This is a genomic window from Bradyrhizobium manausense, from assembly GCF_018130615.1.
Classification (GTDB): domain Bacteria; phylum Pseudomonadota; class Alphaproteobacteria; order Rhizobiales; family Xanthobacteraceae; genus Bradyrhizobium; species Bradyrhizobium manausense_A.
Map to the genome: position 1 here is coordinate 153,820 of NZ_JAFCKB010000017.1, position 23,572 is coordinate 177,391.

A 23,572-nucleotide genomic window follows, 5' to 3' on the forward strand; every position below is an offset into this window, starting at 1 on the left:
ATCAGGCGTCGGATATTCGAAGGGATCACCATCATGCTGCGCGACGACATCAATAATGCGGTCAAGGAGGCCATGAAGGCCAAGGACGAGCGCAAGCTCTCCACGCTGCGCATGGTCAACTCGACGATCAAGAACGCCGACATCGATGCCCGCGGCCAGGGCAAGCCGCCGCTTTCGGATGCCGACCTGCTCGGCGTCTTTCAGAAGATGATCAAGCAGCGCCAGGAGTCGGTCGAGCTCTACGACAAGGGCGGCCGCGCCGAGCTTGCCGCGCAGGAGCGTGAGGAGATCGCGGTGATCTCGGCGTACCTGCCGAAGCAGATGTCGGACGACGAGGTCAAGAAGGCGATCGCGGACGCCATCACCGAGACCGGCGCCGCCGGCATGAAAGACATGGGCAAGGTGATTGCGGTGCTGCGCGCGAAGTACGCGGGACAGATGGACTTTGGTAAGGCCAGCGGGTTGGTGAAGGCGGCGTTGTCGGGCTAGCCGCCGAAGGTGCGCCTTTGTCACGGCTGCGATCCGGTCTACTCTCTTCGGCAAGAAGAAACTCGGGAGGCCGCCAATGACAGCCATCAAACCGTTCCGCATCGCTATCAGCGACGACATTCTCGCCGACCTCAAGTCCCGCCTCGCCCGCACGCGCTGGCCGGAGGCGGAGCTGGTCGATGACTGGAGCCAGGGCGCACCGCTGAAATGGATCAAGGAGGTCTGCGCCTATTGGGCTGATGGCTACGACTGGCGCGCGCGTGAAGCAAGGCTCAACCGCTTCGACCAGTTCATCACCGAGATCGATGGGCTCGATATCCACTTTCTGCATGTGCGTTCGAAAGAACCGTCGGCGCTGCCGCTCATCATCACCCATGGCTGGCCCGGCTCGATCGTCGAATTCCAGAAGGTGATCGCACCGCTAACCGATCCCGCTGCGCATGGTGGCAATCCCGCGGACGCGTTTCATGTGATCTGCCCCTCGCTGCCGGGCTTTGGCTTCTCGGCCAAGCCGACAAGCACCGGCTGGGGCGTCGACCGCATCGCGGCGACCTGGGCGAAGCTGATGGACCGGCTTGGCTACGTGCGTTATGGCGCGCAAGGCGGCGACTGGGGCTCGGCGGTAACGACCTCGCTCGGCGCGCAGGATGCCGAACACTGCGCCGGCATCCACATCACGCTCGCCTTCAATACGGCGCCGAAGGTGGAGGGTGAGCCGACCGCGGAAGAGCAGCGTGCGCTCGCCGGCCTCAAGCATTATGTCGATCTCGACTCCGGTTACTCAAAACAGCAATCGACCCGGCCGCAGACGCTCGGCTATGGGCTAACGGATTCCCCGAGCGGGCAGGCCGCATGGATCCTGGAGAAATTCTGGGCCTGGACCGATTGCAACGGCCACCCCGAAACATTTTTGACAAGGACGAGCTGCTCGACAACGTCATGCTCTACTGGACCACGGCGACGGCGACCTCGTCCGCACGGCTCTACTGGGAGAGCTTTGGCAAGCGCCGGACGACGCCGGCCGTGAAGGTGCCAACGGGTGTTGCGGTGTTTCCCAAGGAGATCATCGCGCCGGTGCGGCGCTGGATGGAGCCGAACTTTCCAGACATCACCCATTGGAGCGAGATGGAGAAGGGCGGCCATTTCGCCGCATTCGAGCAGCCGGAGCTGTTCGTCCGCGATGTCAGGAAGTTCTTCGCGACGGTGCGTTGAGCCATGCTGACCGAAGCCGCAACCTACGGCGAACTCACTCGCAACTTCCGCTGGGACATCCCGGCGCGCTTCAACATGGCGGAGGCGTGCTGTGATCGCCATGCCGACGGCACCGGGCGGCTCGCGCTGATCTATGTCGACGAGAACGGCGCCACCACGCGCACCGTTTTCGACGAGATCGCCGAAGCGTCGCGCCGTTTCGCCAATGTGCTGAAGGCGGACGGGCTTGTACGCGGCGACCGCATTGCGGTGTTCCTGTCGCAGTCGCTGGAGTTGCCGATCGCGCATATGGCGGCGTTTCGTTCTGGCATGATCTCGATCCCGCTGTTTGCGCTGTTCGGCGAGGATGCGCTGGAATTCCGCCTGTCGAATTCGCAGGCCAAGACTGTCGTCACCGACGAGGGCGGCTGGGAGAAGCTCGCGAAGATCCGCGATCGTTTGCCGGATTTGGAGAGCGTTTACGTCGTCGGCGAGCGTGCGCACGCTGGCACGACATCTTTCTGGGACGCGGTGAAGTCCGCTTCGCCCGATTTCATCCGCGTCGACACCTCCGCCGACGATCCCGCGCTGATCATCTACACCTCGGGCACCACGGGCAATCCGAAGGGCGCGTTGCATGCGCATCGTGTCGTGCTCGGGCATATGCCGAATGTCGAGATGTGCCACAACTTCTTACCCAAGCCCGGCGATCTCATGTGGACGCCGGCGGACTGGGCCTGGATCGGCGGCCTCGTCAACGGCCTGCTTGCGTTCTGGTATCACGGCATTCCGCTGGTCGGTCATCGCGCCCGAAAGTTCGAGCCGCAGGCGGCGATGCGGATGATGGCCGACCTCGGTGTCCGCAACGTCTTTCTGCCGCCGACGGCGCTGAAGCTGATGCGGCAGGCGGGGGTGAAGCATGAAGGCGTGAAGTTGCGCAGCATTTTTACCGGCGGTGAATCGCTCGGTGGCGAACTGCTCGGCTGGGTGCGCGAGACCTTTGGCATCGACGCCCATGAAGTGTTCGGCCAGACCGAGTGCAATCTCGTGATCGGCAGCAACTCCAATCTGTTTCCGATCCGGCCGGGTTCGATGGGCAAGGCGACGCCCGGCTTCGATGTCCGCATCGTCAACGACGAAGGCGAGGAACTGCCACGCGGCCAGCGCGGCATCATCGGCGTGCGGCAGCCGTGCCCCGTCACCATGATCGAATATTGGCGCAATCCCGAGGCGACGGCGAAGAAATATGCCGGTGAGTTCCTGCTGACCGGCGATCTCGGCGTACAGGATGAGGACGGCTATTTCTGGTATGTCAGCCGCGAGGACGACGTCATCACCACCGCCGGTTATCGCGTCGGCCCGTCCGAGATCGAGCACACGCTGATGAAGCATCCCTCGGTGGCGATGGCGGCCGTGGTTGGCATCCCCGACCCGATCCGCACGGAATCGATCAAGGCCTGGATCGTGCTACGTCCGGGTTTCGTCGCGGGCGATGCGCTCGCGCGCGAGATCCAGGAGTTCGTGAAGATACAACTCGCCGCGCACGAATATCCGCGCTTTGTGGAGTTCGCGGAGACTTTGCCGATGACGGCAACGGGAAAAGTGCTGCGGCGCGAACTGCGGGCGCGGGGGTAGCTTCTGACAATGCCAAAGACGTCTCAAGCGGCAGGACTCCACCGCGCTTCACTTGCGAAGCTGCATGATCTCGATGCAGCACTGGAGCTCATGTACTACGGCTGGCGGGGCATGACGCTGGAGGCCGACGAATATCTCGCCAAGCAGGGTCTTTCGCGCTCGCACCATCGCATCCTCTACGTGGTGGCGCGCCAGCCCGATATCGCGATCGGGTCGCTGATCGAGATCCTCGGCATTTCCAAGCAGGCCCTCAACCGCCCGCTCAATCTGTTGCTGGGGCGAAAGCTGCTGACGTCGCAGCGATCGCCGGAGCAACATCGCTCCAAGCTCCTGCGCCTGACCGAGGCAGGGAAGCGCATCGAGCAAAGGGCATCGGACCAGGAGCGTAAAGTCATGCGCGAGGCGTTCGATCGCGTCGGAGCGCGCGGTGCGGCGGCATGGATGGCCGTGATGGAGACGATCGCGGACAATAACTGACCAGCCCTCAAGTCAATATAGTTGACATGAGGCGCAGGCTTTGCCACTTTCCCGGCAAGGAGCCGGGGAGAGCCGCGTCATGGGCGTGCAGACAATGGATCGCGTGGCCGCCGGGCGCTTTGTTGCGGCGTGGTGCGCGAGCTGGTGCAAGGTCGACATCGACGCGGTCGTCGCGCATTTTGCCGAGGATGCGCAGATGCGTAGTCCTCTGGCGCTGTCGCTGACGGGGTCTCCGATCGTGACCGGCGCGGAAAACATTCGCGCCTATTGGCGCGAGGCCTATGGTCACATCGAAAGCGCCGACCTGAAGATCGTGGGCTGGAGCTGGGACGAGGCAATCGCGCGCCTGACCGTGTGGTGGCAACTCGGCGACGTCAGGGCCAGCGAGTTCATGGATTTTGACGATGCGGGCCGTGTGGTGCGCAGCGAAGCCTTCTACGGAAAATGATCATGCACCTTTCGGATTTCGTCCTGCTCCTCAACGCGCTCTGGTTCGGCGGCGCTTTCATCCAGTTCAGCCTCGCGCAAGCCAACACGCTGAAGATCTTGCTGCCGCGGGAAGAGCGCAGCAATCCGATCGCGCCGACGCTCGCAGCCAGCGTAGCGTTCCTGGGCGGCATGAATCTGCCGATCGGGCTGTTGTCATTCTATCTCTTGGTCGCGCGTCCGTCGTTCTTCGCGCCGGTCGAGGCGCAGCTCGCGCTGTTCCTGTTCTTCTCCGCCTGCCACTTCAGCCAATTCGCCTATAATCTTCCCGTGCTGATGCGCGGCGGACGTGTCGGCGTGGCGTACTGGCCGGTGCTGAAAGGCCCGATGCTCAGGATCTTCGTCATCGATGCAGTGCTGTTCGCGGCCAATCTCGGTGTGGCGCTTCTCCTGGTGTCTCGTTAGCGCGGCGGCGCCGACAGCGCGGACCGCAGCATCGCGGCGAGATCCTGTCGCTTGAACGGTTTTGTCAGAATGCGGGCGTCGACCCCGTCAGGCGTCTTGACGGGATTTTGGCTGTAACCGGAGGTGAAGAGCACCTTGAGACCGGGCCGTAAGGCAGTTGCTTGCCGCGCGAGCTCCGGCCCGAACATGCCGCCGGGCATGACGACGTCGGTGAACAGCAAATGGATGTCCCCGGGCTTGCGCAAGACTTCCAGCGCGGCAGGGCCGTTCGACGTCGCGACGACGCGGTAGCCGAGAGTCCTGAGCTCGCTCTCGACATAGGCTCGCACCATGTCGTCATCCTCGACGACGAGAATGGTCTCGCTTCCATCGGGAGCGACGATCTGTTCCGCGGCAGCAGGCTCCTCGTTCAGCGTCGCTGCAATACGGGGGAAGAACAGCCTGACGACGCTGCCTTGGCCCGGTTCGGACTGCAGCTGCACGAGTCCGCCGGACTGTTGCGCGAACCCGTAGACCATGCTCAGGCCGAGTCCAGTCCCCTTGCCGACTTCCTTGGTGGTGAAGAATGGTTCGAACGCACGGCTTGCGACGTCCGTCGCCATGCCGCAGCCCGTATCCGTGACCGCCACCATGACGTAGTCGCCGGGCCGCGGCTCGCCGTTGACGTCGAGATCGGAGTCGCCAAGCGAGTTGTTGCGCACCTCGACCGTCAGTCGGCCGCCGTCCGGCATCGCGTCGCGCGCGTTGAGGACCAGGTTGAGCAGGGCGGTTGCGAGCTGACCGGGATCGACGCTGGCGAGCCACAGATCCGGGCCGAACGCGAAGCTGCACTCGATGTGCTCGCCGAGCGACCGGCGCAATAGCTGCTCCATGCCGACGACCTTCTCGGCGATGTCGATCTCTCTTGGACGAAGCGGCTGCTTGCGTGCGAAGGCAAGCAGGCTCCGCGTCAGGTCGGAGCCGCGCTCGGCCGCGGTCGCAATGTCGCCGGCGATCCGGTGCAATTCCTTGTTGCCCGCCAGCCGGTCGGCAAGATGTTCGGAGTTGCCGAGAATGACGGTCAAGAGATTGTTGAAATCGTGTGCCACGCCGCCGGTGAGCTGGCCCATGGCTTCCATCTTCTGGGACTGGCTGAGCTTGTGGCTGAGGTCCGCGATCGCGGCGCGCTGCTGCTCGAGCGACTCCGCGGTACCGTTGAGCAGGGCCATCAGCCCGCCCAGCTCGCCGCTCGGATGCGGCGGAGGAATGCGTGCGCTGAGATCGCCGAGCCCCAGACGCTTTGCCATTGCGGCGAGCCGTCCGACCTGGCGCCCGACGCTGACGGTTGCAAGGATCCAGATGCCGGCAAGCAGCAGCAGCGAAGCCACCGCGAGGATGGCCATGTCCTCGTAGAGCCGGCGGTTCGCCGCCGCGACCAGTCCGTCCTTGGATCGTCCGACCAGGATATAGAGACCGGCCTTGCGGATCGAGGGAGAGCGGGCGACGGCCCAGACCTGCATGCGGCCATCGTGATCGGCCACTTCGCGAGATGCCTCGCCATCGGGTGCGACAGCGAAGCGGAACAGGTCGGAGCCCGCGATCGATGCGCCAACGGGGTCGCTCCAGCTTCCAGTCTTGGGGGCGACCAGCACCGTGCCCTTGCCGTCGACGAGCAGGATCTCCTTCTCGGCGAGCAGGCGCTTGTCGTGAAATTCCGCGAATTTGTTCAGGTTGAACGAGGCGAGCAGCACGAATTTCAGCGCGCCGGCATCCGACCGCACGGGATAGGCGATCTGCAGCACCGACATTCCGGTCAGGCGGCCGAACACCGGCTCGACGGCGACGATGCCCTGCGAGACTTTTGCCTGCTTGAAATAGGCGCGATCATTCAGGTCAAGCGCGCGATTGGTTCGAAGCGAGTCGCAGAACAGGCTGCCATCGGGATTGATGGTCAGGATTCCCGTGAATTGCGGGTATTCCTCGCGCACGTCGGACAGAAACGCCGAGCATGCCGCCTTGTCGCGCGTGTCGAGGTCGCGGGCACGGGCCAAGCCGTAGTGAAGCTGCGCGGTGCCCTGAATCTTCTCGTCGAGATCGCTCGCGATGTCGTCTGCCGATGCGGCCAGATTGGCCAGGGCGGCGTTGATCTCGCTGGTGCGGTTCTGCACGAAACGCAAGCCGACGAGGCTCGCCGGCACCAGCATGGCGGCGATGACGAGAATCAGTAACCGGGTACGCAGGCTCATCGGGAGGGTGGGTCCGCTCTTCGCACGAGTTTGTTCGGAGGTACTATTTGCCGCACGATCGTCCACTCAGTCCATAGCTATAGGCCGGAAAGCCGCAGCGAAAGCGCAAGATTTGCGACACGTGCATTGCGGAGGCGTTACAATCTGCGCCGTCTTCCCTGTGAAGTTGCGCGTGCGCGCAGCGGCGCTAATATTGAGCTGTGCGCGACGAAAGATCGCGCCGATGGGTGGAGGAAAGCGATGTCCATTTCGGGCAAGGTCGATCCTGTGGTGCGTCCCGTTGCGGCGACAGACATCGCCGAGGCGGTGGTCGAGGGCCTGCGCGATTTCCAGGCGCTGCCGCTCTATGGCGTCGCCTTCGGTGGGCTCTATGCCGCCGGCGGTATCACCATCATGCTTTGTCTCACCGCTTTTGGCATGGTCTATCTCGTCTATCCGTTGGCCGCGGGCTTCGCGCTGATCGGGCCATTCGTTGCCATCGGCCTTTATGAGGTGAGCCGCCGCCGCGAGCGCGGCGAGCCGGTGTCCTTTGGCGAGATTTGGTCGGCGATACGTTCACGCGGCGAGATCGGCTGGATGGCCTTCGTCACGCTGTTCGTGTTCGTGATCTGGATGTACCAGGTGCGGCTTCTGATCGCGCTGCTGCTCGGCCTGCACGCCTCGTTCTCGAGCCTGCAGGAATTCATGACGGTGGTGCTGACGACCAATGAGGGCCTGATGTTCCTCGCCATCGGCAACGCGGTTGGCGCCGTGTTGTCGCTGATCCTGTTCTCGCTGACCGTGGTGTCGTTCCCGCTGCTGCTCGACCGCGAGGTCGATTTCGTCACCGCCATGGTGACGAGCGTGCGCGCGGTGGTGACGAGTCCGCTGCCGATGATCTGCTGGGCAGCGGTGATCGTGATGCTGTTGGTCGTGTCAGCGCTGCCGTACTTCCTGGGACTGGTGGTGACACTGCCGGTGCTGGGGCATGCAACGTGGCACCTTTATCGGCGGCTGGTGGTGCCGCTTCCGTAGTCGTCCTGGCGAAAGCCAGGACCCATTACCCCAGGAGGAGTTTGGGGCAGGCTGGTCATGACCAGCCTTCGCCAAGCCGGGTTCGGTGGTCATGGGTCCTGGATCAGCGCTCCACTTCGCTACGCTTGTCCAGGACGACGGCGGAAGCCTACGGAGTCTCGATTCCCATCGCCTTCAGTGCATCCAGCATCCGCTGGGGCGGATCCATCTTGACCACCAGTGGCTTGCCGGTTTCGAGCAAGCTCTTGAGGCTCGACAGGATCGCAGGCCAGCCCGAGCGGCCACCGGCCAGGATATCGTCGCTGAGCGCGCGGTCGTGGCCTTCGCTCATGGTGAGCCGGACCGCGTCACCGATCTGCTCGATGTCGTAGGTGACGAGGGTCGGCCCAAGTTTCTCGATCAGCTCGGGCCAGTTGACGTTGAACGTCACCGCGAGCTTGCGCGGCGGATCGTAGGCGAGCACCTCGCCGCTGATATGCACGGCGCCATCAGGCGTGCGCACGATGAAGGCGCCACCCAGTCGCGGCTCGACCTCGACGGCATTGCCGAAGAAATATTGCTTGCTGAACTCCGCCGAGGTCAGCGCCTCCCACACCTTCTCCGGCGTCGAGGCTATGTAGATGGTGTAGACGGTCAGCGGTTTGAACTGATCGAGCTTCATTTCGCGTCGAACCCCTTGTTGAGCGCCGTGCGCGGGATGGCGAGCACCTGACCTCGTTCCAAGAGGCTCTTCAGCCCGGACAGGATCGCCGGCCAGCCATTGGAGACGGCGCCGAGATACTTGCCGCCCTCGACGAAGCCGTCATGCAGCACTGTCAAACGCACGAGGGAGCCGAAGGGTTCGATGGTGAAGACCACGCGCGAGATCGGTTCGCCGCGCAGTTCCTCGTATTTCAGGTGCTTGAAACTGTAGGACAGGCGCCGCGGCGGATCAGCCTCCAGGATTTCGCCGGAATCGGTGACCTCGCCGTCGAGCGTGAGCGCAAAGGGCGAGCCGACCTTCCAGTCGGAGCGGACCTCGGCGCCGAACCAATATTGCCTGGTGAACGCGCTCGACGTCAGCGCTTCCCACAGCTTTTCCGGCGTGGTCTCGATATAGGTGACATAGACGAATTGCGGCTTACTCATCACGCTTCTCCAGCTGGCGTTTCAACTCGCTGAGCGCGGCGAGCTTGCCGCGCTCGAATTTCCTGATCCAGCGTTCGCCGATCTGATGGATCGGCACCGGGTTGAGATAGTGCAGCTTCTCGCGGCGATGCCTGATGGTCGTGACCAGATTGGCCTCTTCGAGAATGACAAGGTGCTTGGTGACCGCCTGGCGCGTCATCTCCAGGCCTTCGCAGAGCTCGTTCAGCGACTGGCCGTTCTTGGCGTGAAGCCTGTCCAGCAGCGACCGTCGTGACGCATCGGCGAGCGCTTTGAAGACCTCATCCATGGCGATGATAATAGGCAACCAAATGGTTGCATGTCAAGCAGCCGGGACGACGCATTTGCGTCGACCCGGAATCTCGAGATTCCGGACAACCGCTGCGCGGCTTCCGGAATGACGCGCAAGCGATCGTGTCTTTGGCCCGTGCGAGGGGCTGTGCTAGCGTTGAAGCTCAGCCAACGCAGATTGGTTCCGGGAGGACTTTGATGTTCCGTTGCGTCTTGACTGCTGCCGCCCTCGTCCTTTTCGCCGGCAGCACCTTCGTTCATGCCCAGAAGCAGACCATCGGTGCGCCGCCCGAGGCGTCCAACATGAAGCTGGTCGGCAGCAACGATCTCCAGGCGCGCAGCGCTTATCAGCCCACCATTCATCATCAGGGCGACCGCTGGATCGCCTATATCGGCCATCACGGCGGTACCGACGACGTGCCGGCGCCTGTCAATCCGATGACGGGCAACGCGGAGGCGAACGGGACCTCGATCGTCGACGTCACCGATCCCGCGCATCCCAAATATCTCAGGCATCTGCCCGGGCAGGAGGGCAAATATGAATCGGGCGGCGCGCAGATGGTGCGGGTCTGCGACGGCAAGTCCCTGCCCAAGGGCGATCCCAATGCGGTCTACATGCTGCGCACCTTCGGCAGCGAGGCGCATGAGATCTGGAACGTGGCTGATCCTGCCAATCCCGCGCTGATCACGCGCATCGGCGGGTTGAAGGACACGCACAAGAGCTGGTGGGAATGCGACACCGGTATCGCCTATCTCGTCTCGGGCGCGCCGGACTGGCGCACGCGGCGCATGACGCAAATCTATGATCTCTCCGATCCCGCGCATCCGCAAAAAATCCGCGACTTCGGCCTTCCCGGCCAGGAGCCGGGCTCGACCGGCGCGGTGCCGACCGAGCTTCATGGCCCGATCTCGACCGGGCCTAATGGCAACCGCGTCTATTTCGGCTACGGCACCAACAAGGGCGGCATTTTGCAGATCGTCGATCGCGAGAAGCTGCTGAATGGTCCGAAGGAGCCGACGCCGGACAATCTGCGCTTTCCCGAGATCTCGCGGATGCCGATGTCCGCGTTCAACGGCGCGCACACCACCTTCCCGATGCTCGACATGCCTGTCGCCGAATTCGCCGAGGACAAGGACGGCAAGACGCGCGACATCGTCATGATCGTCGACGAGGCGATCCTGAACGAATGCGGCGAGGCGCGGCAAATGGTCTGGTTCGCCGACGTCACCACCGAGACACGGCCGATGATGATATCGAGCTACACCGTGCCGGAGGCGAGCGGGCAGTTCTGCCAGCGCGGCGGCCGGTTCGGCTCGCATTCCTCGAACGAGAGCATGGCGCCGGTCTATTACAAGAAGATGGCCTTCATCGCCTTCTTCAATGCCGGCGTGCGCGCGCTCGATATCCGCGATCCCTATCATCCCAAGGAGGTCGGCTATTTCATTCCGGCGATCACGCAGGCGACTGACAAGCGCTGCATTCCGGTCGAGGGCGGCGAGCGCTGCAAGGTCGCGATCCAGACCAACAACGTCGAGACCGACGACCGCGGCTACATCTACATCGTCGATCGCGCCAACACCGGCCTGCACATTCTCGAACTGACCGGGCCCGCACGCGCCGTCGCCGGCCTGCCGAAGAACTGACGATGCGGCGCACGGTGACGATAGCGGTGGCGGTGATCGCGCTCGGCGCGTCCGGCGTCGGGGCCTATCAGCTCGCGCCGCAGTCTGCGCCAACGTCAGCGCATTGGCGCGAGATCGCGTGGCCGTTCCCGCGTGACGGCTGGCCGGCGGGCCGTGCGTTTCGCTGCGAGGGCGATGCCTGTGATGGTGCCGAACTCTACGTCCGCGCCAAGCGCGGTTTTTGCAATTGCGACAGCGGCGTCGCCGATGACGACGAGGTCGATCGCGTCGCCGATCTCGATCTGATCACGCCGCGCTTTGTGGCGGCTGCGCCGGGTGAGGTGGTGCAAGTGGGCGAGCTGCAGGGGCGGGCGCGGCGCTACGATCTCGCGTTATATGACGGTGCGCGCCACGCCGCGGTCGGCGTTGCGCTCTCACGGCGCTGCGACCTCTTCGTTGCGGCGGCGCACGGACAGGGCGACCCCAACGCAATGCAGCGTGCGGCGCTTGTGTTCCTGGAGACGCGGGAGATGAAGACGTGGGTGACGGCGGCGCTGGACGGGACGTAAGTGCCATGCATTAATACCCGCAGACGCCCCGAGCCTGAGTCCTCATCATGATGTCCATGCAAGCTTACCTCGCCTTCGTCGCCGCCTGCATTGCGCTCGCGCTGCTGCCGGGGCCGATCGTCACGCTCGTGATCGCCAACGGCCTGCGCCACGGCACGCGCGCGGCGCTGACCAACATTCTCGGCGTGCAGATGGGGCTGTTGATCGTGATCGGCATCCTTGCGGTCGGCCTCACCACGCTGATGGCGACGATGGGCTATTGGTTCAACTGGGTGCGCTTTGCGGGCGCGGCCTATCTGGTCTGGCTCGGCATCAAACTGATCCGCTCTCCGGTTGAGGGCGTAGACGCGGACGCGCCACCGCCTCCCCCTCGTGGTGGCTTCCTTCTACAGGGCTTTGTCGTCGCGTTGTCGAACCCGAAGCTATTGGTGTTCTTCGGCGCGTTCATTCCCCAATTCATGGACATGAGCAAGGATCACCTGTCGCAGGTCCTGGTGCTCGGAATCACCTTCATGGTGCTCGCCGGCCTGACGGACGGAATCTACGCACTGCTCGCCGGTCAGGTCCGCGGCTTTTTCTCGGCGCGCCGCACGCGCATGGTGTCGCGCGTATCAGGCGGCTTCATGATCGGTGGCGGCATCTGGCTCGCGTTGATCCGGGCCAAATGAGCCGACAATCCAGTTGAACCTTCGTCACGGGCGGTGCGTCCAAGGAAGCATTGCCGCTGACGAAGGATTTTGCTGTGCCCCATTTGCCCCCGCTGGTTTATGCGATGCTGCTTGCGCCGCTCGCGCTGATCCTGATTGCCGCCATCGTGAAGACCTGGCAGGCGCGCGAGGCACGGAGCTGGCCGCAGGCGCCGGGCAAGGTCGTGGCATCCGTTGCGGAGCTGCGCGAGGTCAGGGTGTCCGACGACGAGCGCGAGGACGGCTATCGCATGGAGAGCCGCAACTTCGCCAACGTCACTTACGAATATTCCGTCGGCGGCAGGAAACTGAGCTGCAACCGCATTTCGATCGGCGAGGACCTCGGCAATTTCCAGGTCGCCGAGAAGCTGGCGAAATACCCTGCCGGCAGCATCGTCACGGTCTACTACAATCCGCGCCATCCTGATCAGGCGGTGCTGGAGCGCGAGCTGCCGAAGGGCCTGTGGGGCTGTCTCGGCATCGGCTCGGCCATTGTGGTCGCCATCATCTTCGGTTCGGCGTTCGGCCTCAACCAGAGCTATGCCTGGCTCGCGCATCACATCAGCCGGCCCGATCTCGCAGGTCTGGTCGTCGCCTTCGGCGCGTTCGGTCTCGTCATCGGACTGATGGGATGGGCGGTGCGGCGGCAGGCTTCGATGGCGACGCGCTGGCCGGTCGTGCCGGGCACGATCAAGCTGTCGGAGATGGAGGAATATCATCAGGCGAGCGAGCCAGGCGAGGCACGCGGCGCCGAGATGTTCGGCAAGCGCGTGACCTATACCTATAGCTACCAGAATGTCCGCTACACCAATGAATGCGCGCGGGTTGCGGCCAACACACCGTCGGCCTCCAACAAGATGCTCGAGAAGCTGATGTCGCGTTATCAGGATGGCGCGGCCGTCGATGTCCACGTCAATCCCGATAACCCCGCCGAGGCCACGCTCGATGCTCGCGGTGACGGCCGCATCGCCTATGTGCTGTGGGGTATCGCTGCGATCTTTGCCGCGCTCGCGCTGTTTGTGGCAACACGTGGCGGCTAGCCGACCACTCGCTCCGCGCTCAACTCGACCTCGATCTCCGCAAAGATCCGCGCCAGCCGCTCCGCCCATTGCTGCTGGCCGGATTGATCCGCAATCAGGTCCTGACGAATTTCGATGCCGGTGTTGACGAGTCCACGGGCCTCGCCGTGGACGGGGATGGTGTAGTCGCTGAGATCGCTCACCGCATAGGGCTCGTTGTCGCCGACGACGAGATCGCCCTGGCTGCGCAGATGCTTCAGCAGCAGCTTCGGCAGCACGGTGTCGCGGTTGTAGAGCGCGCCGATGTGCCATGGCCGCGCGACGCCGGCATACACGGGCGTGAAGCTGTGCAGCGATACCAGCACCGTCGGCCGCTTGTCGTGCAGGCGGCGATCGATCACGGCGTCGATGCGATGATGATAGGGCTCGAAGATTTCGCGCCGTCTTGCCGCGCGCTCGCCTTCCGAGATGCCCTCGTTGCGCGGAACGGCGGTCGCCTCTGATATGACCGGGATCGAGCTCGCGACGCCCGGCGAGCGGTTGCAATCGATCACGAGGCGCGAATAACGCTGCGCAATCAGATGCGCATCCAGCATCTGCGCCAGCCGGTCGGCGACGCCGGCGATGCCGATGTCCCAGGCGATGTGCCGCGTCAGCTCGCCCTCGGCAACGCCGAGATCGCCGAGCGCACGCGGCAGGATACGGCCGTAATGGTCCGATGTGAGCAGGAAGGGCGATGCCCCCTCTGCATTCACCTCATGCACTGGCGGAATATCGCCTTCGCCAAGGAGTTGATCCGTGGCCTCCGCTGTGTCTAAAGCCATCCTGATTGCCTATGGAAAAAGCAGTCGCCCCGGAAATTGGGCAAACAATCGTAAATAATGGGTCTGCCCAAAATCACCATGATCTCCTGACGATGCCGCTGCTGACGATTCATCACAAGACCGAATATCGCTACAATCGTCCTGTGGCCTTCGGTGAGCACAGATTCATGCTGCGTCCAAGCGACGGCCATGATCTGCGCGTGCTCGATTCCAGGCTCAAGATCTCACCCGAGCCGATGTCGCTGCGCTGGATTCACGACGTGTTCGGCAACTCGGTCGCGATCGTTGATTTCGACGCGCGCGCGGATCGCCTGACCTTCGACTGGCACGTCACCGTCGAGCACAATCCGGTCGAGGAGTTCGCGCTCACGCCGGATGATCCCGCCTATTTCTATCCCTTCGTCCATGATGACGAAGAGCTGCCCGATCTCGTCCAGTACATCACGCCGCAATACCCCGATCCCGAGGGCAAGATCGCGGCATGGGCGCGTGGCTTCCTCGATGGTGATGCGCCGTCGCCGACCTTTGAGATCTTGAGCCGGATCACGCACGCGATCCGTAAGCAGTTCAAGTACCGCAGGCGATACGAGCCCGGCACGCAAGCCCCGTGCGATACCCTGCGATGGGGCACCGGCACCTGCCGTGATTATGCGCTGTTCATGATCGAGGCGTTGCGTCGTCTCGGCATCGCCGCGCGCTTCGTCTCCGGCTACGTCTTCGTGCCCGAGGACATCGCGCGGCACCATGTCGGCGGCGGCTCGACCCATGCCTGGGTGCAGGTGTACCTGCCAAGCGCGGGCTGGATCGAGTTCGATCCGACCAATGGCATCGTCGGCACCCGCGATCTGATCCGCGTCGCGGTCGCGCGCGATCCGCGCCAGGCCATCCCGCTGCACGGGATCTATATCGGCACCCAGGATGCTTTCGAGGTCATGGACGTGAGCATCAAGGTGGTTTCGGACGAGGAGCGCCGCGGCGAGGAGCTGGAAGCGGAGGTTTTGTAGACAGCCACCGTCGTCCTGGCTTTCGCCAGGACGACACGAGAGTATGTGGCACTGTCGCTCCGCATCATTGCCAGCTATAGAGCCCCCATGACCTCCGATCGTCTCTTCGTCTACGGCACCCTGATGCGCGGCTTCGACCATCCGATGGCGCGGCTATTGGCGCAGCATGCGGATTTTCTGGGCGAAGCGAGCTGTCGTGGCCGGCTTGTCCTGGTGAAGCATTATCCGGGATTGCTGCTGTCGGACGCGGCGTCCGATCTTGTGCACGGCGAGCTCTTCCATCTGCGTGCAGGCGAGGAGCTGCTGCGCGAGCTCGACATGTATGAGGCCTGCGGCGAGGGCTTTCCGGAGCCGACCGAATATCTGCGTCGGCTGATCGACGTGACCGGCGGGGATGGCGCGCCCGTGCCGGCGTGGACTTATGTCTACAACTGGCCGGTGGCGGGTCTGCCGCACATCGAGTCCGGCCGCTTCCTCGAGCACTAAGCCGACAGCACTTCCTTCACCACGCGCACGTCGACCTCGCGCTCGACATAGGTCCATTCCTCGGTCTGCCTGAGCATACCGACCAGCTCCTCGAACAGCGCGGCGTGGGCCGGGGCAAACTCGAACCAGGTCAGGAAATCGAAGGGCTCGCCGAGGTCGCGGCAGTGATAGAGCTGACGCGCGATGGCGGGCAGGAAACGAAGACTGCTGGCGATGTGGTGCGATCTGTCTTCGAAAATCTTGCGCCGCTCTTCCTGCGTCAGCTCCCACCAGGCCTGCGATTTGCGGATCGGGATCAGCGCCGCGCTCGTCGCCTCTATCCGGCCGAGACCGGCCTGCACGCTCACCAGCTGCTGCTTCTCGGCCCGCTCGGTGTAGCGCAAGCTGCTCGGCACGCCGACCAGGCGCCAGGCATTGCGCGAGGGCACCAGCGGCAACGAGACGGCGTCGCCGTCGGTCACCGACAGCGCCGGCATGAAGGGCAGGGGCTCGCCCGTCACAGGCGATATCGAGGTCACGCGCCAGCCCCCGCTGTGGCCACCTCGAAAGGTCCTGAACATGGCCTATGGAAGCGTGGAACCGGCCGGGGTTCAAGTGGGCTTGTCATTCCGGGTTCGCGCTCCGCGGGCCCCGGAATGACGCAAGGGCTGTGAACAGCGCGCATAATCCTGACAAACCTGACTTTTAGGTCTGCCGCACCTATATGCCTGATCCCTTCGCCCGACTCAGGCGGTTTCGCGCTACATACAGGCCATGGCCATTCGCTTCACGCCCCAATTCCTCGACGAGCTGCGCGCCCGGCTTTCGGTTTCCGAAGTCGTGGGCAAGCGCGTCAAGCTGAAGAAGGCGGGGCGGGAGTGGAAGGGGCTGTCGCCGTTCCAGCAGGAGAAGACGCCGTCCTTCTACGTCAACGACCAGAAGGGTTTTTACCACGATTTTTCCTCCGGCAAGCACGGCGACATCATCAATTTCGTGATGGAGACCGACGGCGTGCCGTTTGGCGAGGCGGTGGAGCGGCTCGCCGGCATGGCCGGCCTGCCGCTGCCGGCGGTGACGCCGGATGCGGCGCGGCACGAGCAGCGCCGCCGCACGCTGCATGACGTCATGGAGCTTGCGGCCAAGTTTTTCTCCGAGACATTGGCCTCGCGCGTCGGCGCGAAAGCGCGCGGCTATCTCGCCGATCGCGCCATCTCGCCGGCGACGCAATTGCAATTCCGCCTCGGCTATGCGCCGCCGCCGCCCGAGCGTTTCGCGCTGAAGGAGCATCTCGGCAAGCTCGGCGTCTCCGTCGAGGACATGATCGAGACAGGCCTGCTCGTTGCCGGCAACGACATCCCCGTGCCCTACGATCGCTTCCGCGATCGCGTGATGTTTCCGATCACCGATTTGCGCGGCCGCGTCATCGCCTTCGGTGGGCGCGCGCTGGAGAAGGACGTTCCGGCAAAATACCTGAACTCGCCGGAGACGCCGCTCTTCCACAAGGGCGACAATCTCTACAATCACCAGACGGCGCGCAAAGCCACCCATGACGGCAGCGCGCTGATCGTGGTCGAGGGCTATGTCGACGTCATCGCGATGGTCACGGCCGGTTTTCCCGGTGCCGTCGCGCCGCTCGGCACTGCGTTGACCGAAAACCAGCTCGCACTGCTCTGGAAGATGGCGGACGAGCCGATTCTCTGCTTCGACGGCGACCGCGCCGGACAGAAGGCGGCTTATCGTGCCGCGGACCTTGCTTTGCCATTTCTCGCGCCCGGCAAGAGCCTGCGCTTTGCGCTGCTGCCGGAAGGGCAGGACCCCGACGATCTCGCGCGCTCCGGCGGCCGTGGCGCGATCGAGGAGGTGATTGCAGCGGCGCGCCCGCTCGCCGACATGATCTGGTCGCGCGAGCTCGAAGGCGGCAATTTTGCCACGCCCGAACGACGCGCCGCGCTGGAAGCGCGCATCAAGGAATTGTCCAACGGCATCCGCGACGAGGTGGTGCGACGTTACTACCGCGATGATTTTGTCGAGCGGCTGCAGCGCACCTTTGCGCCCGACGGCGGCCGCGGCGGCTTTGCCGGCCGGGGCAATTTCCGGCAGGGCGGTGGTCGCCCGTTTCAGCCCCGCGGCGGGCAGGCGAATCGATTCGGTGGCCAGGGATTTGGGGGAGGCCGTCGCGGCCCGCCCGGTCCGACCCCGCTACCGTCCGGTCCCTACCAGGCGGCGAGCCCCCAGCTCGCGACGAGCCCGATCATGCGTGGGCAGAGGAGCGCCATTTCCCGCCGCGAGGCCCTGATCCTGCAATGCCTGATCAATCACCCCTGGCTGCTGCACGATCACCTGGAGGAGGTGGCCGCCCTGGAGCTCGCTCATCCCGAGGCCCATAAGCTGCGGGCAGGCATCATTGCCGCCTTCGCCAACGATCATCATCATTCGCCGGACCCTGGCGAGCAGGCCGAGAAGATGCGCGGCGATATCGAGAAGGGTGGATTTTCTCAGATTCTTCAAAGAGTTGAAGGCGGTATCACCACCGCGGCGGTATGGGGCGCCCGCGAGGGCGCGGCGCGGGATGACGTTCTCTCGACCTGGCACCAGCTCGTCGCCTTGCATCGGCAGTACCATTCACTACTTAGAGAGCTGAAGGACGCCGAGCTGGCCTTGGGGGAGGACCCCAGCGAGGCCAATTTGGCGTGGCTGCGTGACGTCAAGGCCCGACTGGCCGAGGTCGACGGCACCGAGGCCCTGATCGAGGGTTTTGGCGAGCTGTCGGGCCGGTTCCAGAAGAGCGTGTGATGAAAGAATCATGCGGACGGCCGCGCTAGGTACCGCTAAAAGACTCGCCAAATCCATGGTTTGGCGGCAAAAACAGGGTTAATCGAGGCTTAACGGTCTTGTAGCACTTTGGCCCCCAGGCGGCCGCAGGCAGAACAGACGCGTCAGGAATAAATCCGCGCAATCGCTGTTGGCACTTCACCTGCAACCGCTGCGACAAAGAGGCTCACGAAGCGTTAGGCAAATCCGGCGAGAGAAAGGTCGGGGTGGCGAGAGATGTGCGCGCCGCCCTTTCCGTGTCGAGATCTGGCGAAGCGAGAGCGTCGAGCAACAGGTTCAAGTGATTTCACGCGGGCGCGCGCACGTCTGCATGAAACGCGTTTAGGAGCAATGGATGGCCACCAAGGCAAAGACGCTGCAGGCGAAGGACAAGGAAAAAGACGACAAGGCAGCGGACGCGCCGGAGAAGGACTCCCAGGACGCGCCGTCTCCCTTGCTCGATCTGTCCGATGCGGCAGTGAAGAAGATGATCAAGCAGGCCAAGAAGCGCGGCTTCGTGACCTTCGATCAGCTCAACGAAGTGTTGCCGTCCGATCAGACCTCTCCGGAGCAGATCGAGGACATCATGTCCATGCTCTCCGACATGGGCATCAACGTCACCGAAGCCGACGATAGCGAAGGCGAGGAGGACAAGGACGAGGGCGAGGACGAGACCGACAACGAGCTCGTCGAGGTCACCCAGAAGGCCGTCACCGAGGTCAAGAAGAGCGAGCCGGGCGAGCGCACCGATGACCCCGTGCGCATGTATCTGCGCGAGATGGGCACGGTCGAGCTGCTCTCCCGCGAAGGCGAAATCGCCATCGCCAAGCGCATCGAGGCCGGCCGCGAGGCAATGATCGCGGGCCTCTGCGAAAGCCCGCTGACCTTCCAGGCCATCATCATCTGGCGCGACGAGCTCAACGAAGGAAAGATCTTCCTTCGCGACATCATCGATCTCGAAGCGACCTATGCCGGACCGGACGCCAAGGGCGGCATGAACACCGCGATGATTGCGGGTCCGAATGGCGAGAACGGCGAAGCGCCCGCCGAAGGCGGCCAGGCTGCCGTCGCCGGTGCGCCCGCGCATGTCGCTCCGCCCGCAGCGCCGCCGTCGCCGACCCCGTTCCGCGCCGCGCAGCCCGCCCCCGGCGGCAGCCAGGGTGGCGAGGTCAAGGATCCCGGCGAGGCCGCAGCCGAAGCCGACATGGACGAGGACGACGAGTTCGAGAACCAGATGTCGCTCGCGGCCATCGAGGCCGAGCTCAAGCCCAAGGTCGTCGAGATCTTCGACAAGATCGCCGAGAGCTACAAGAAGCTGCGCAAGCTTCAGGAGCAGGACATCCAGAACCAGCTCGAGAGCACCTCGCACGGTCCCTCGCTCTCGCCGCACCAGGAGCGCAAGTACCGCAAGCTCAAGGACGAGATCATCGTCGAGGTGAAGTCGCTGCGCCTGAACCAGGCGCGTATCGATTCACTCGTCGAGCAGCTCTACGACATCAACAAGCGCCTCGTCTCGCATGAGGGCCGCTTGATGCGTCTCGCCGACAGCCACGGCGTCGCGCGCGAGGACTTCCTGCGCAACTACACCGGCTCTGAATTGGACCCGCGCTGGCTCAACCGGGTCTCGAAGCTCTCGGCCAAGGGCTGGAAGAATTTCGTCCACCACGAGAAGGACCGCATCAAGGACCTCCGCCACGAGGTGCATCAGCTCGCGGCACTGACCGGCCTCGAGATCGTCGAGTTCCGCAAGATCGTGCACTCCGTGCAGAAGGGCGAGCGCGAAGCCCGTCAGGCCAAGAAGGAGATGGTGGAAGCCAACCTCCGTCTCGTGATCTCGATCGCCAAGAAGTACACCAACCGCGGCCTGCAATTCCTCGACCTGATCCAGGAAGGCAATATCGGCTTGATGAAGGCGGTCGATAAGTTCGAGTATCGCCGCGGCTACAAGTTCTCGACCTATGCGACATGGTGGATCCGGCAGGCGATCACCCGCAGCATTGCGGACCAGGCCCGCACCATCCGCATCCCCGTGCACATGATCGAGACGATCAACAAGATCGTGCGCACCAGCCGGCAGATGCTCAACGAGATCGGCCGCGAGCCGACCCCGGAAGAGCTCGCCGAGAAGCTCGGCATGCCGCTCGAAAAGGTCCGCAAGGTCCTGAAGATCGCCAAGGAGCCGCTGTCGCTCGAAACGCCGGTCGGTGACGAAGAGGATTCACACCTCGGCGATTTCATCGAGGACAAGAACGCGATCCTCCCGATCGACGCCGCGATCCAGTCGAACCTGCGCGAAACCACCACGCGCGTGCTCGCCTCGCTCACCCCCCGCGAAGAGCGCGTGCTGCGCATGCGCTTCGGCATCGGCATGAACACCGACCACACGCTGGAAGAAGTCGGCCAGCAGTTCTCGGTGACCCGCGAGCGTATTCGCCAGATCGAAGCGAAGGCGCTGCGGAAGCTGAAGCATCCGTCACGGTCGAGGAAGCTGCGGAGCTTCTTGGATAATTGATCCGGACAGGCTTTGTCGGTCATCTTCGTGCGGCGGGCGAAAGCCCGCCGTTCTTTTTGCGTGCGTCGGCAAGAAGCTATTCAAAAAATGCTTATCGTCCCGGATACTGCGGCAGTGAATAAGATCGGTATCCGGCCTTGCCGTCTACGTGGAATTCGTGAATTGCTCTCACGAGTTGTACATTGCGCGACGCCCGTATACGCTGCTGAGCAGATACGTCCTGACGCACCCGAGGAAGGGCTGGGCCGCGGTGGCTAAGAAATCAAAGGCATCTGGGAAATCTCCGTCTGTAAAGGCGCCATTTCTAAAGGTAGATCAAGGAGACACCTCGTTCTATCTGACAAAGCTCACTGCGGGCGTCCTCGGAGTCATTACTTATGCGTCAATCAGGGGGCAGGATAACGAGGAAGGCGCGGTTCAGCGGATTTTGAACACTCGTCGTATCAGTTCGATTGCTGATTTTGCGAATGCGGTTGGTCATTTTCCGAATTCCATTGTCCTCAACTGGGTTAACACCAAGGAAAAAATCATTGCCAAGGACGGCAGTTTAGAGGTGCCTATAGCGACTCGATCGGCTCAGCTGATTGATGGTCAGCATCGCGTTGAGGGTTTGCGCGCTGCATTGGAGACAAACCCCGAGATACGTGACCTAGAGATTCCGGTTGCGATTTATCAAAATCTATCGACGGCGCAGTGCGCAAACATATTTCTTTCGATCAACACAGAACAAAAGCCAGTGCCTCGATCCTTGGTGTACGATCTGTACGGCATAGCGGACGTAGAACTTGTCGACGCCGCTGCGGTACGTGCTCGCGATATTGCAATAGCGCTGAACGAGGATGAGGATTCTCCCTACCGAAATACAATAAAGTTTCCAGGATCTCCTCGCAGTAGAGGTGGTATCGCGCTGTCTACGGTTGTTACAGCCATGAAGCCACTTGTGGACATAAAGGGCGATTTCGAGCAACGAAATATCTTTGATCTCGAAACGCAAAAGAAAATAATCAAGAATTTCTTTTCGGCAATTTCTCAATTCTATGGTGAGCGTTGGTACGAGCCAACCAACGCCTTTATGTATGCGGCGGGATTTAGCGGAGGAACGGACTTCTTGAAAACCAAGATGCTCGCATATTGCCAAGATCGAAAGTCGTTTACCCAAAAGACCATGAAGGACGCTTTCAGTATTTCGGTCAATGATTTGATATTGCAGGAAGAAGTGAAGGGTAAAGGAGGTAAAGAGGCGACCCTTTTCATCCAAGAGCGATTGACTGGCCTCTTCAAGCTGACCTCATCGAAGGGGAATGATTACGAGGTTTAGGTGCTTTTCGAGGCCGCAAGATATGCTGCGTCTTTAGGTTTGCCGCTGGCGAGTGAAGTTGTGCCTACGCGAGGCCCTCTCACGTTGCAGGAAGCATCAACGCTCGTTGGAAAACTCGAAGACGATTCGCAGAAGCTGATCTACTCTTCGTTGCTCTCCATCGCAGTCGGATTACGTGGTCTTGAGTTGCAGTACACTACTTGGCCGACCATAAACTTTTACTACTCCTGTTTCTACTCAATCAGAGCCATTTTGGCGCTTTCGAGCGTGTGTCTGTATTACGACGCCAAGAAGCCGCGCTCGCTTGAATGCCTCGTTGGCAAACTGCCATCACAGCCGCCAGGCAACGTTCGCGGGTCGACACACAAATTTGCATTTGACGCATTCTCTCGTCGATTTAAGAGCAGTCCCATACTGTCTCAGACAATCGACAGCCAAACTCCGTTCGATTGGCTAATGAAGCGAAGAGAAGATGCGAATTACAACGTTGCGCGCTTCGTTGAGCCCAGCGAAAGTGTGTATTTCTCTTATGTAAAGCGCAGCTCGATCAGAAAGCTCTGTGTGGAGTATTTGCAGGATGCTTCGTATGCTTTTGATCCAGATCATGCATTGATGGCGTATCCATTGATGCTCATCAAGCATATTGAGGGAATGGGTGTGAAAGGTCATTCCTGCATTCAAGGCAATGTAGACGATCAGAAGTATGAGGGATATCTTGTAGATGTATTTGGTCCGCTGCAACCGCTGCTGCAATTGAAGAAATCCGTCTTACTTTAGGCGGCGATGTTTTGGCCGCAGAGAGCGTCAGATCGGTTACGCTTGGATTTGTCTCGACGCTAATGGCAAATCCATGCCCGACCATCATCTCACCGTCTTCTACAACACCCGCTGCCCCGTCTGCGACGCCGGCATCGGCTGGCAGCGCAACAAGCTGCTTGCGCTGGTGCGGGCGGGCACGATCGAATTCAAAGACATCAACGAGCAGCCCGATGTGCTGGCGCAGTTTGGCGCCTCGCTCGACGACATCAGGCGCCGCCTGCATGCGACCGATGAGGCCGGCGGGCTAATCGTCGGTGCTGATGTCGCGATTGCGCTGTGGCGGATGACGCCGGGTGAGGGGTGGCTCGCCGCGCTGTTCGGCAATCGCGTGGCGCTGCCGGTCACGCGGTTTGTCTACGACCGTTTTGCCGACCTGCTGTTTGCCTGGAACAGATGGTGCGGGCGCTGGTGAGCGCCTGCCTCGGGCTCGATGAGATCAAGTTCAGTGCGAGCGCCAAAGGAAGTGCGCTCCCTCTCCCGCTTGCGGGCAGGGGAATCGCATATGGATTTGCGGCCCCTATTGCGTTGTTTTGTAAGATGGATTCTGAGAACGACTCCCACAA

General features: G+C 62.5%; 23 protein-coding genes and 1 pseudogene. 18 read left to right on the forward strand and 6 right to left on the reverse strand.

Annotation, left to right across the window (positions count from 1 at the left end):
• The first annotated feature begins 33 nt into the window (after window positions 1-33).
• From JQ587_RS27230 to JQ587_RS27255, 6 genes and pseudogenes are all read left to right on the forward strand, one after another.
• Window positions 34-489: a GatB/YqeY domain-containing protein gene (locus JQ587_RS27230; RefSeq protein WP_212296971.1), complete on the forward strand. Its 456-nt coding sequence runs from the start codon at window positions 34-36 to the stop codon at window positions 487-489.
• A gap of 76 nt (window positions 490-565) precedes the next feature.
• Window positions 566-1,701: pseudogene (locus JQ587_RS27235) on the forward strand (epoxide hydrolase family protein).
• Between the two features lie 3 nt (window positions 1,702-1,704).
• A complete protein-coding gene (locus JQ587_RS27240; RefSeq protein WP_212427352.1) occupies window positions 1,705-3,315 on the forward strand; it encodes an acyl-CoA synthetase in 1,611 nt (536 codons plus the stop codon).
• Between the two features lie 9 nt (window positions 3,316-3,324).
• The gene (locus JQ587_RS27245; protein ID WP_212427353.1) at window positions 3,325-3,792 is read left to right on the forward strand and encodes a MarR family transcriptional regulator; all 468 of its coding nucleotides are present in this window, start codon (window positions 3,325-3,327) and stop codon (window positions 3,790-3,792) included.
• Window positions 3,793-3,871: 79 nt separating this feature from the next.
• Window positions 3,872-4,240 (forward strand): nuclear transport factor 2 family protein, encoded by a 369-nt coding sequence (locus tag JQ587_RS27250; RefSeq protein WP_212427354.1) that lies wholly within the window; start codon window positions 3,872-3,874, stop codon window positions 4,238-4,240.
• A gap of 2 nt (window positions 4,241-4,242) precedes the next feature.
• Window positions 4,243-4,683 carry a hypothetical protein gene (locus JQ587_RS27255; RefSeq protein WP_212427355.1) on the forward strand — a complete coding sequence of 147 codons (441 nt, stop codon included), beginning with the start codon at window positions 4,243-4,245 and terminating at the stop codon, window positions 4,681-4,683.
• Here JQ587_RS27255 and JQ587_RS27260 read toward each other — a convergent pair.
• Complete coding sequence (locus JQ587_RS27260) at window positions 4,680-6,908, reverse strand: ATP-binding protein (protein WP_212427356.1); 2,229 nt, start codon at window positions 6,906-6,908, stop codon at window positions 4,680-4,682. The genes JQ587_RS27255 and JQ587_RS27260 overlap by 4 nt on opposite strands.
• 240 nt (window positions 6,909-7,148) lie before the next feature.
• Between JQ587_RS27260 and JQ587_RS27265 the strand changes: the two genes are divergently transcribed.
• Window positions 7,149-7,922, forward strand: a complete 774-nt coding sequence (locus JQ587_RS27265) for a DUF2189 domain-containing protein (RefSeq protein WP_212427357.1) — start codon at window positions 7,149-7,151, stop codon at window positions 7,920-7,922.
• 148 nt (window positions 7,923-8,070) lie between these two features.
• On the opposite strand, the gene JQ587_RS27270 is transcribed toward JQ587_RS27265, so the two are convergent.
• The 3 genes from JQ587_RS27270 to JQ587_RS27280 are packed head-to-tail and all read right to left on the reverse strand — an operon-like array spanning window position 8,071 to window position 9,357.
• A complete protein-coding gene (locus JQ587_RS27270) occupies window positions 8,071-8,583 on the reverse strand; it encodes an SRPBCC family protein (RefSeq protein WP_212427358.1) in 513 nt (170 codons plus the stop codon).
• Window positions 8,580-9,050 carry an SRPBCC family protein gene (locus tag JQ587_RS27275; protein ID WP_212296962.1) on the reverse strand — a complete coding sequence of 157 codons (471 nt, stop codon included), beginning with the start codon at window positions 9,048-9,050 and terminating at the stop codon, window positions 8,580-8,582. Before JQ587_RS27275 ends, JQ587_RS27270 begins: the two co-directional genes overlap by 4 nt.
• The gene (locus tag JQ587_RS27280; protein WP_212427373.1) at window positions 9,043-9,357 is read right to left on the reverse strand and encodes an ArsR/SmtB family transcription factor; all 315 of its coding nucleotides are present in this window, start codon (window positions 9,355-9,357) and stop codon (window positions 9,043-9,045) included. The genes JQ587_RS27275 and JQ587_RS27280 overlap by 8 nt, the downstream gene beginning before the upstream one ends.
• Window positions 9,358-9,557: 200 nt before the next feature.
• On the opposite strand from JQ587_RS27280, the gene JQ587_RS27285 reads away from it, so the two are divergent.
• The 4 genes from JQ587_RS27285 (at window position 9,558) to JQ587_RS27300 (ending at window position 13,277) form a co-directional block, all read left to right on the forward strand.
• Window positions 9,558-11,003, forward strand: a complete 1,446-nt coding sequence (locus JQ587_RS27285; RefSeq protein ID WP_212296960.1) for an LVIVD repeat-containing protein — start codon at window positions 9,558-9,560, stop codon at window positions 11,001-11,003.
• 2 nt (window positions 11,004-11,005) lie between these two features.
• Entirely contained in the window at window positions 11,006-11,551 is a 546-nt protein-coding gene (locus tag JQ587_RS27290) for a hypothetical protein (protein WP_212296959.1), read from the forward strand.
• 50 nt (window positions 11,552-11,601) lie between these two features.
• Entirely contained in the window at window positions 11,602-12,219 is a 618-nt protein-coding gene (locus JQ587_RS27295) for a LysE family translocator (protein ID WP_212427374.1), read from the forward strand.
• Between the two features lie 74 nt (window positions 12,220-12,293).
• The gene (locus tag JQ587_RS27300) at window positions 12,294-13,277 is read left to right on the forward strand and encodes a DUF3592 domain-containing protein (RefSeq protein ID WP_212427359.1); all 984 of its coding nucleotides are present in this window, start codon (window positions 12,294-12,296) and stop codon (window positions 13,275-13,277) included.
• On the opposite strand, the gene JQ587_RS27305 is transcribed toward JQ587_RS27300, so the two are convergent.
• Window positions 13,274-14,080, reverse strand: a complete 807-nt coding sequence (locus JQ587_RS27305) for an N-formylglutamate amidohydrolase (protein WP_212427360.1) — start codon at window positions 14,078-14,080, stop codon at window positions 13,274-13,276. The genes JQ587_RS27300 and JQ587_RS27305 overlap by 4 nt on opposite strands.
• A gap of 92 nt (window positions 14,081-14,172) precedes the next feature.
• Between JQ587_RS27305 and JQ587_RS27310 the strand changes: the two genes are divergently transcribed.
• Together JQ587_RS27310 and JQ587_RS27315 are read left to right on the forward strand one after the other, a co-directional pair.
• Entirely contained in the window at window positions 14,173-15,084 is a 912-nt protein-coding gene (locus JQ587_RS27310) for a transglutaminase family protein (protein ID WP_212427361.1), read from the forward strand.
• Window positions 15,085-15,171: 87 nt separating this feature from the next.
• Entirely contained in the window at window positions 15,172-15,570 is a 399-nt protein-coding gene (locus JQ587_RS27315; protein ID WP_212427362.1) for a gamma-glutamylcyclotransferase family protein, read from the forward strand.
• Here the strand turns inward: JQ587_RS27315 and JQ587_RS27320 are convergent.
• Window positions 15,567-16,130 (reverse strand): chlorite dismutase family protein, encoded by a 564-nt coding sequence (locus JQ587_RS27320; RefSeq protein WP_212296954.1) that lies wholly within the window; start codon window positions 16,128-16,130, stop codon window positions 15,567-15,569. The two genes, JQ587_RS27315 and JQ587_RS27320, sit on opposite strands and share 4 nt — an antisense overlap.
• A gap of 199 nt (window positions 16,131-16,329) precedes the next feature.
• On the opposite strand from JQ587_RS27320, the gene dnaG reads away from it, so the two are divergent.
• The 5 genes from dnaG to JQ587_RS27345 all read left to right on the forward strand — a co-directional run bounded on the left by dnaG (window position 16,330) and on the right by JQ587_RS27345 (window position 23,421).
• A complete protein-coding gene (gene dnaG / locus JQ587_RS27325) occupies window positions 16,330-18,342 on the forward strand; it encodes a DNA primase (RefSeq protein WP_212297411.1) in 2,013 nt (670 codons plus the stop codon).
• A gap of 373 nt (window positions 18,343-18,715) precedes the next feature.
• Window positions 18,716-20,872 (forward strand): RNA polymerase sigma factor RpoD, encoded by a 2,157-nt coding sequence (gene rpoD / locus JQ587_RS27330; RefSeq protein ID WP_212427363.1) that lies wholly within the window; start codon window positions 18,716-18,718, stop codon window positions 20,870-20,872.
• A 250-nt stretch (window positions 20,873-21,122) separates the two neighbouring features.
• A complete protein-coding gene (locus tag JQ587_RS27335; RefSeq protein ID WP_212427364.1) occupies window positions 21,123-22,190 on the forward strand; it encodes a DGQHR domain-containing protein in 1,068 nt (355 codons plus the stop codon).
• The gene (locus JQ587_RS27340; RefSeq protein ID WP_212427365.1) at window positions 22,191-22,967 is read left to right on the forward strand and encodes a hypothetical protein; all 777 of its coding nucleotides are present in this window, start codon (window positions 22,191-22,193) and stop codon (window positions 22,965-22,967) included.
• A 73-nt stretch (window positions 22,968-23,040) separates the two neighbouring features.
• Entirely contained in the window at window positions 23,041-23,421 is a 381-nt protein-coding gene (locus JQ587_RS27345; protein ID WP_212427366.1) for a thiol-disulfide oxidoreductase DCC family protein, read from the forward strand.
• Window positions 23,422-23,572: the final 151 nt, after the last annotated feature.

Coding starts and splice junctions, on each gene's coding strand:
- JQ587_RS27230 (WP_212296971.1), top strand. CDS start 34: ATGCTGCGCGACGACATCAATAATGCGGTCAAGGAGGCCATGAAGGCC.
- JQ587_RS27240 (WP_212427352.1), top strand. CDS start 1,705: ATGCTGACCGAAGCCGCAACCTACGGCGAACTCACTCGCAACTTCCGC.
- JQ587_RS27245 (WP_212427353.1), top strand. CDS start 3,325: ATGCCAAAGACGTCTCAAGCGGCAGGACTCCACCGCGCTTCACTTGCG.
- JQ587_RS27250 (WP_212427354.1), top strand. CDS start 3,872: ATGGGCGTGCAGACAATGGATCGCGTGGCCGCCGGGCGCTTTGTTGCG.
- JQ587_RS27255 (WP_212427355.1), top strand. CDS start 4,243: ATGCACCTTTCGGATTTCGTCCTGCTCCTCAACGCGCTCTGGTTCGGC.
- JQ587_RS27260 (WP_212427356.1), bottom strand. CDS start 6,908: ATGAGCCTGCGTACCCGGTTACTGATTCTCGTCATCGCCGCCATGCTG.
- JQ587_RS27265 (WP_212427357.1), top strand. CDS start 7,149: ATGTCCATTTCGGGCAAGGTCGATCCTGTGGTGCGTCCCGTTGCGGCG.
- JQ587_RS27270 (WP_212427358.1), bottom strand. CDS start 8,583: ATGAAGCTCGATCAGTTCAAACCGCTGACCGTCTACACCATCTACATA.
- JQ587_RS27275 (WP_212296962.1), bottom strand. CDS start 9,050: ATGAGTAAGCCGCAATTCGTCTATGTCACCTATATCGAGACCACGCCG.
- JQ587_RS27280 (WP_212427373.1), bottom strand. CDS start 9,357: ATGGATGAGGTCTTCAAAGCGCTCGCCGATGCGTCACGACGGTCGCTG.
- JQ587_RS27285 (WP_212296960.1), top strand. CDS start 9,558: ATGTTCCGTTGCGTCTTGACTGCTGCCGCCCTCGTCCTTTTCGCCGGC.
- JQ587_RS27290 (WP_212296959.1), top strand. CDS start 11,006: ATGCGGCGCACGGTGACGATAGCGGTGGCGGTGATCGCGCTCGGCGCG.
- JQ587_RS27295 (WP_212427374.1), top strand. CDS start 11,602: ATGTCCATGCAAGCTTACCTCGCCTTCGTCGCCGCCTGCATTGCGCTC.
- JQ587_RS27305 (WP_212427360.1), bottom strand. CDS start 14,080: ATGGCTTTAGACACAGCGGAGGCCACGGATCAACTCCTTGGCGAAGGC.
- JQ587_RS27310 (WP_212427361.1), top strand. CDS start 14,173: ATGCCGCTGCTGACGATTCATCACAAGACCGAATATCGCTACAATCGT.
- JQ587_RS27315 (WP_212427362.1), top strand. CDS start 15,172: ATGACCTCCGATCGTCTCTTCGTCTACGGCACCCTGATGCGCGGCTTC.
- JQ587_RS27320 (WP_212296954.1), bottom strand. CDS start 16,130: ATGTTCAGGACCTTTCGAGGTGGCCACAGCGGGGGCTGGCGCGTGACC.
- rpoD (WP_212427363.1), top strand. CDS start 18,716: ATGGCCACCAAGGCAAAGACGCTGCAGGCGAAGGACAAGGAAAAAGAC.
- JQ587_RS27345 (WP_212427366.1), top strand. CDS start 23,041: ATGCCCGACCATCATCTCACCGTCTTCTACAACACCCGCTGCCCCGTC.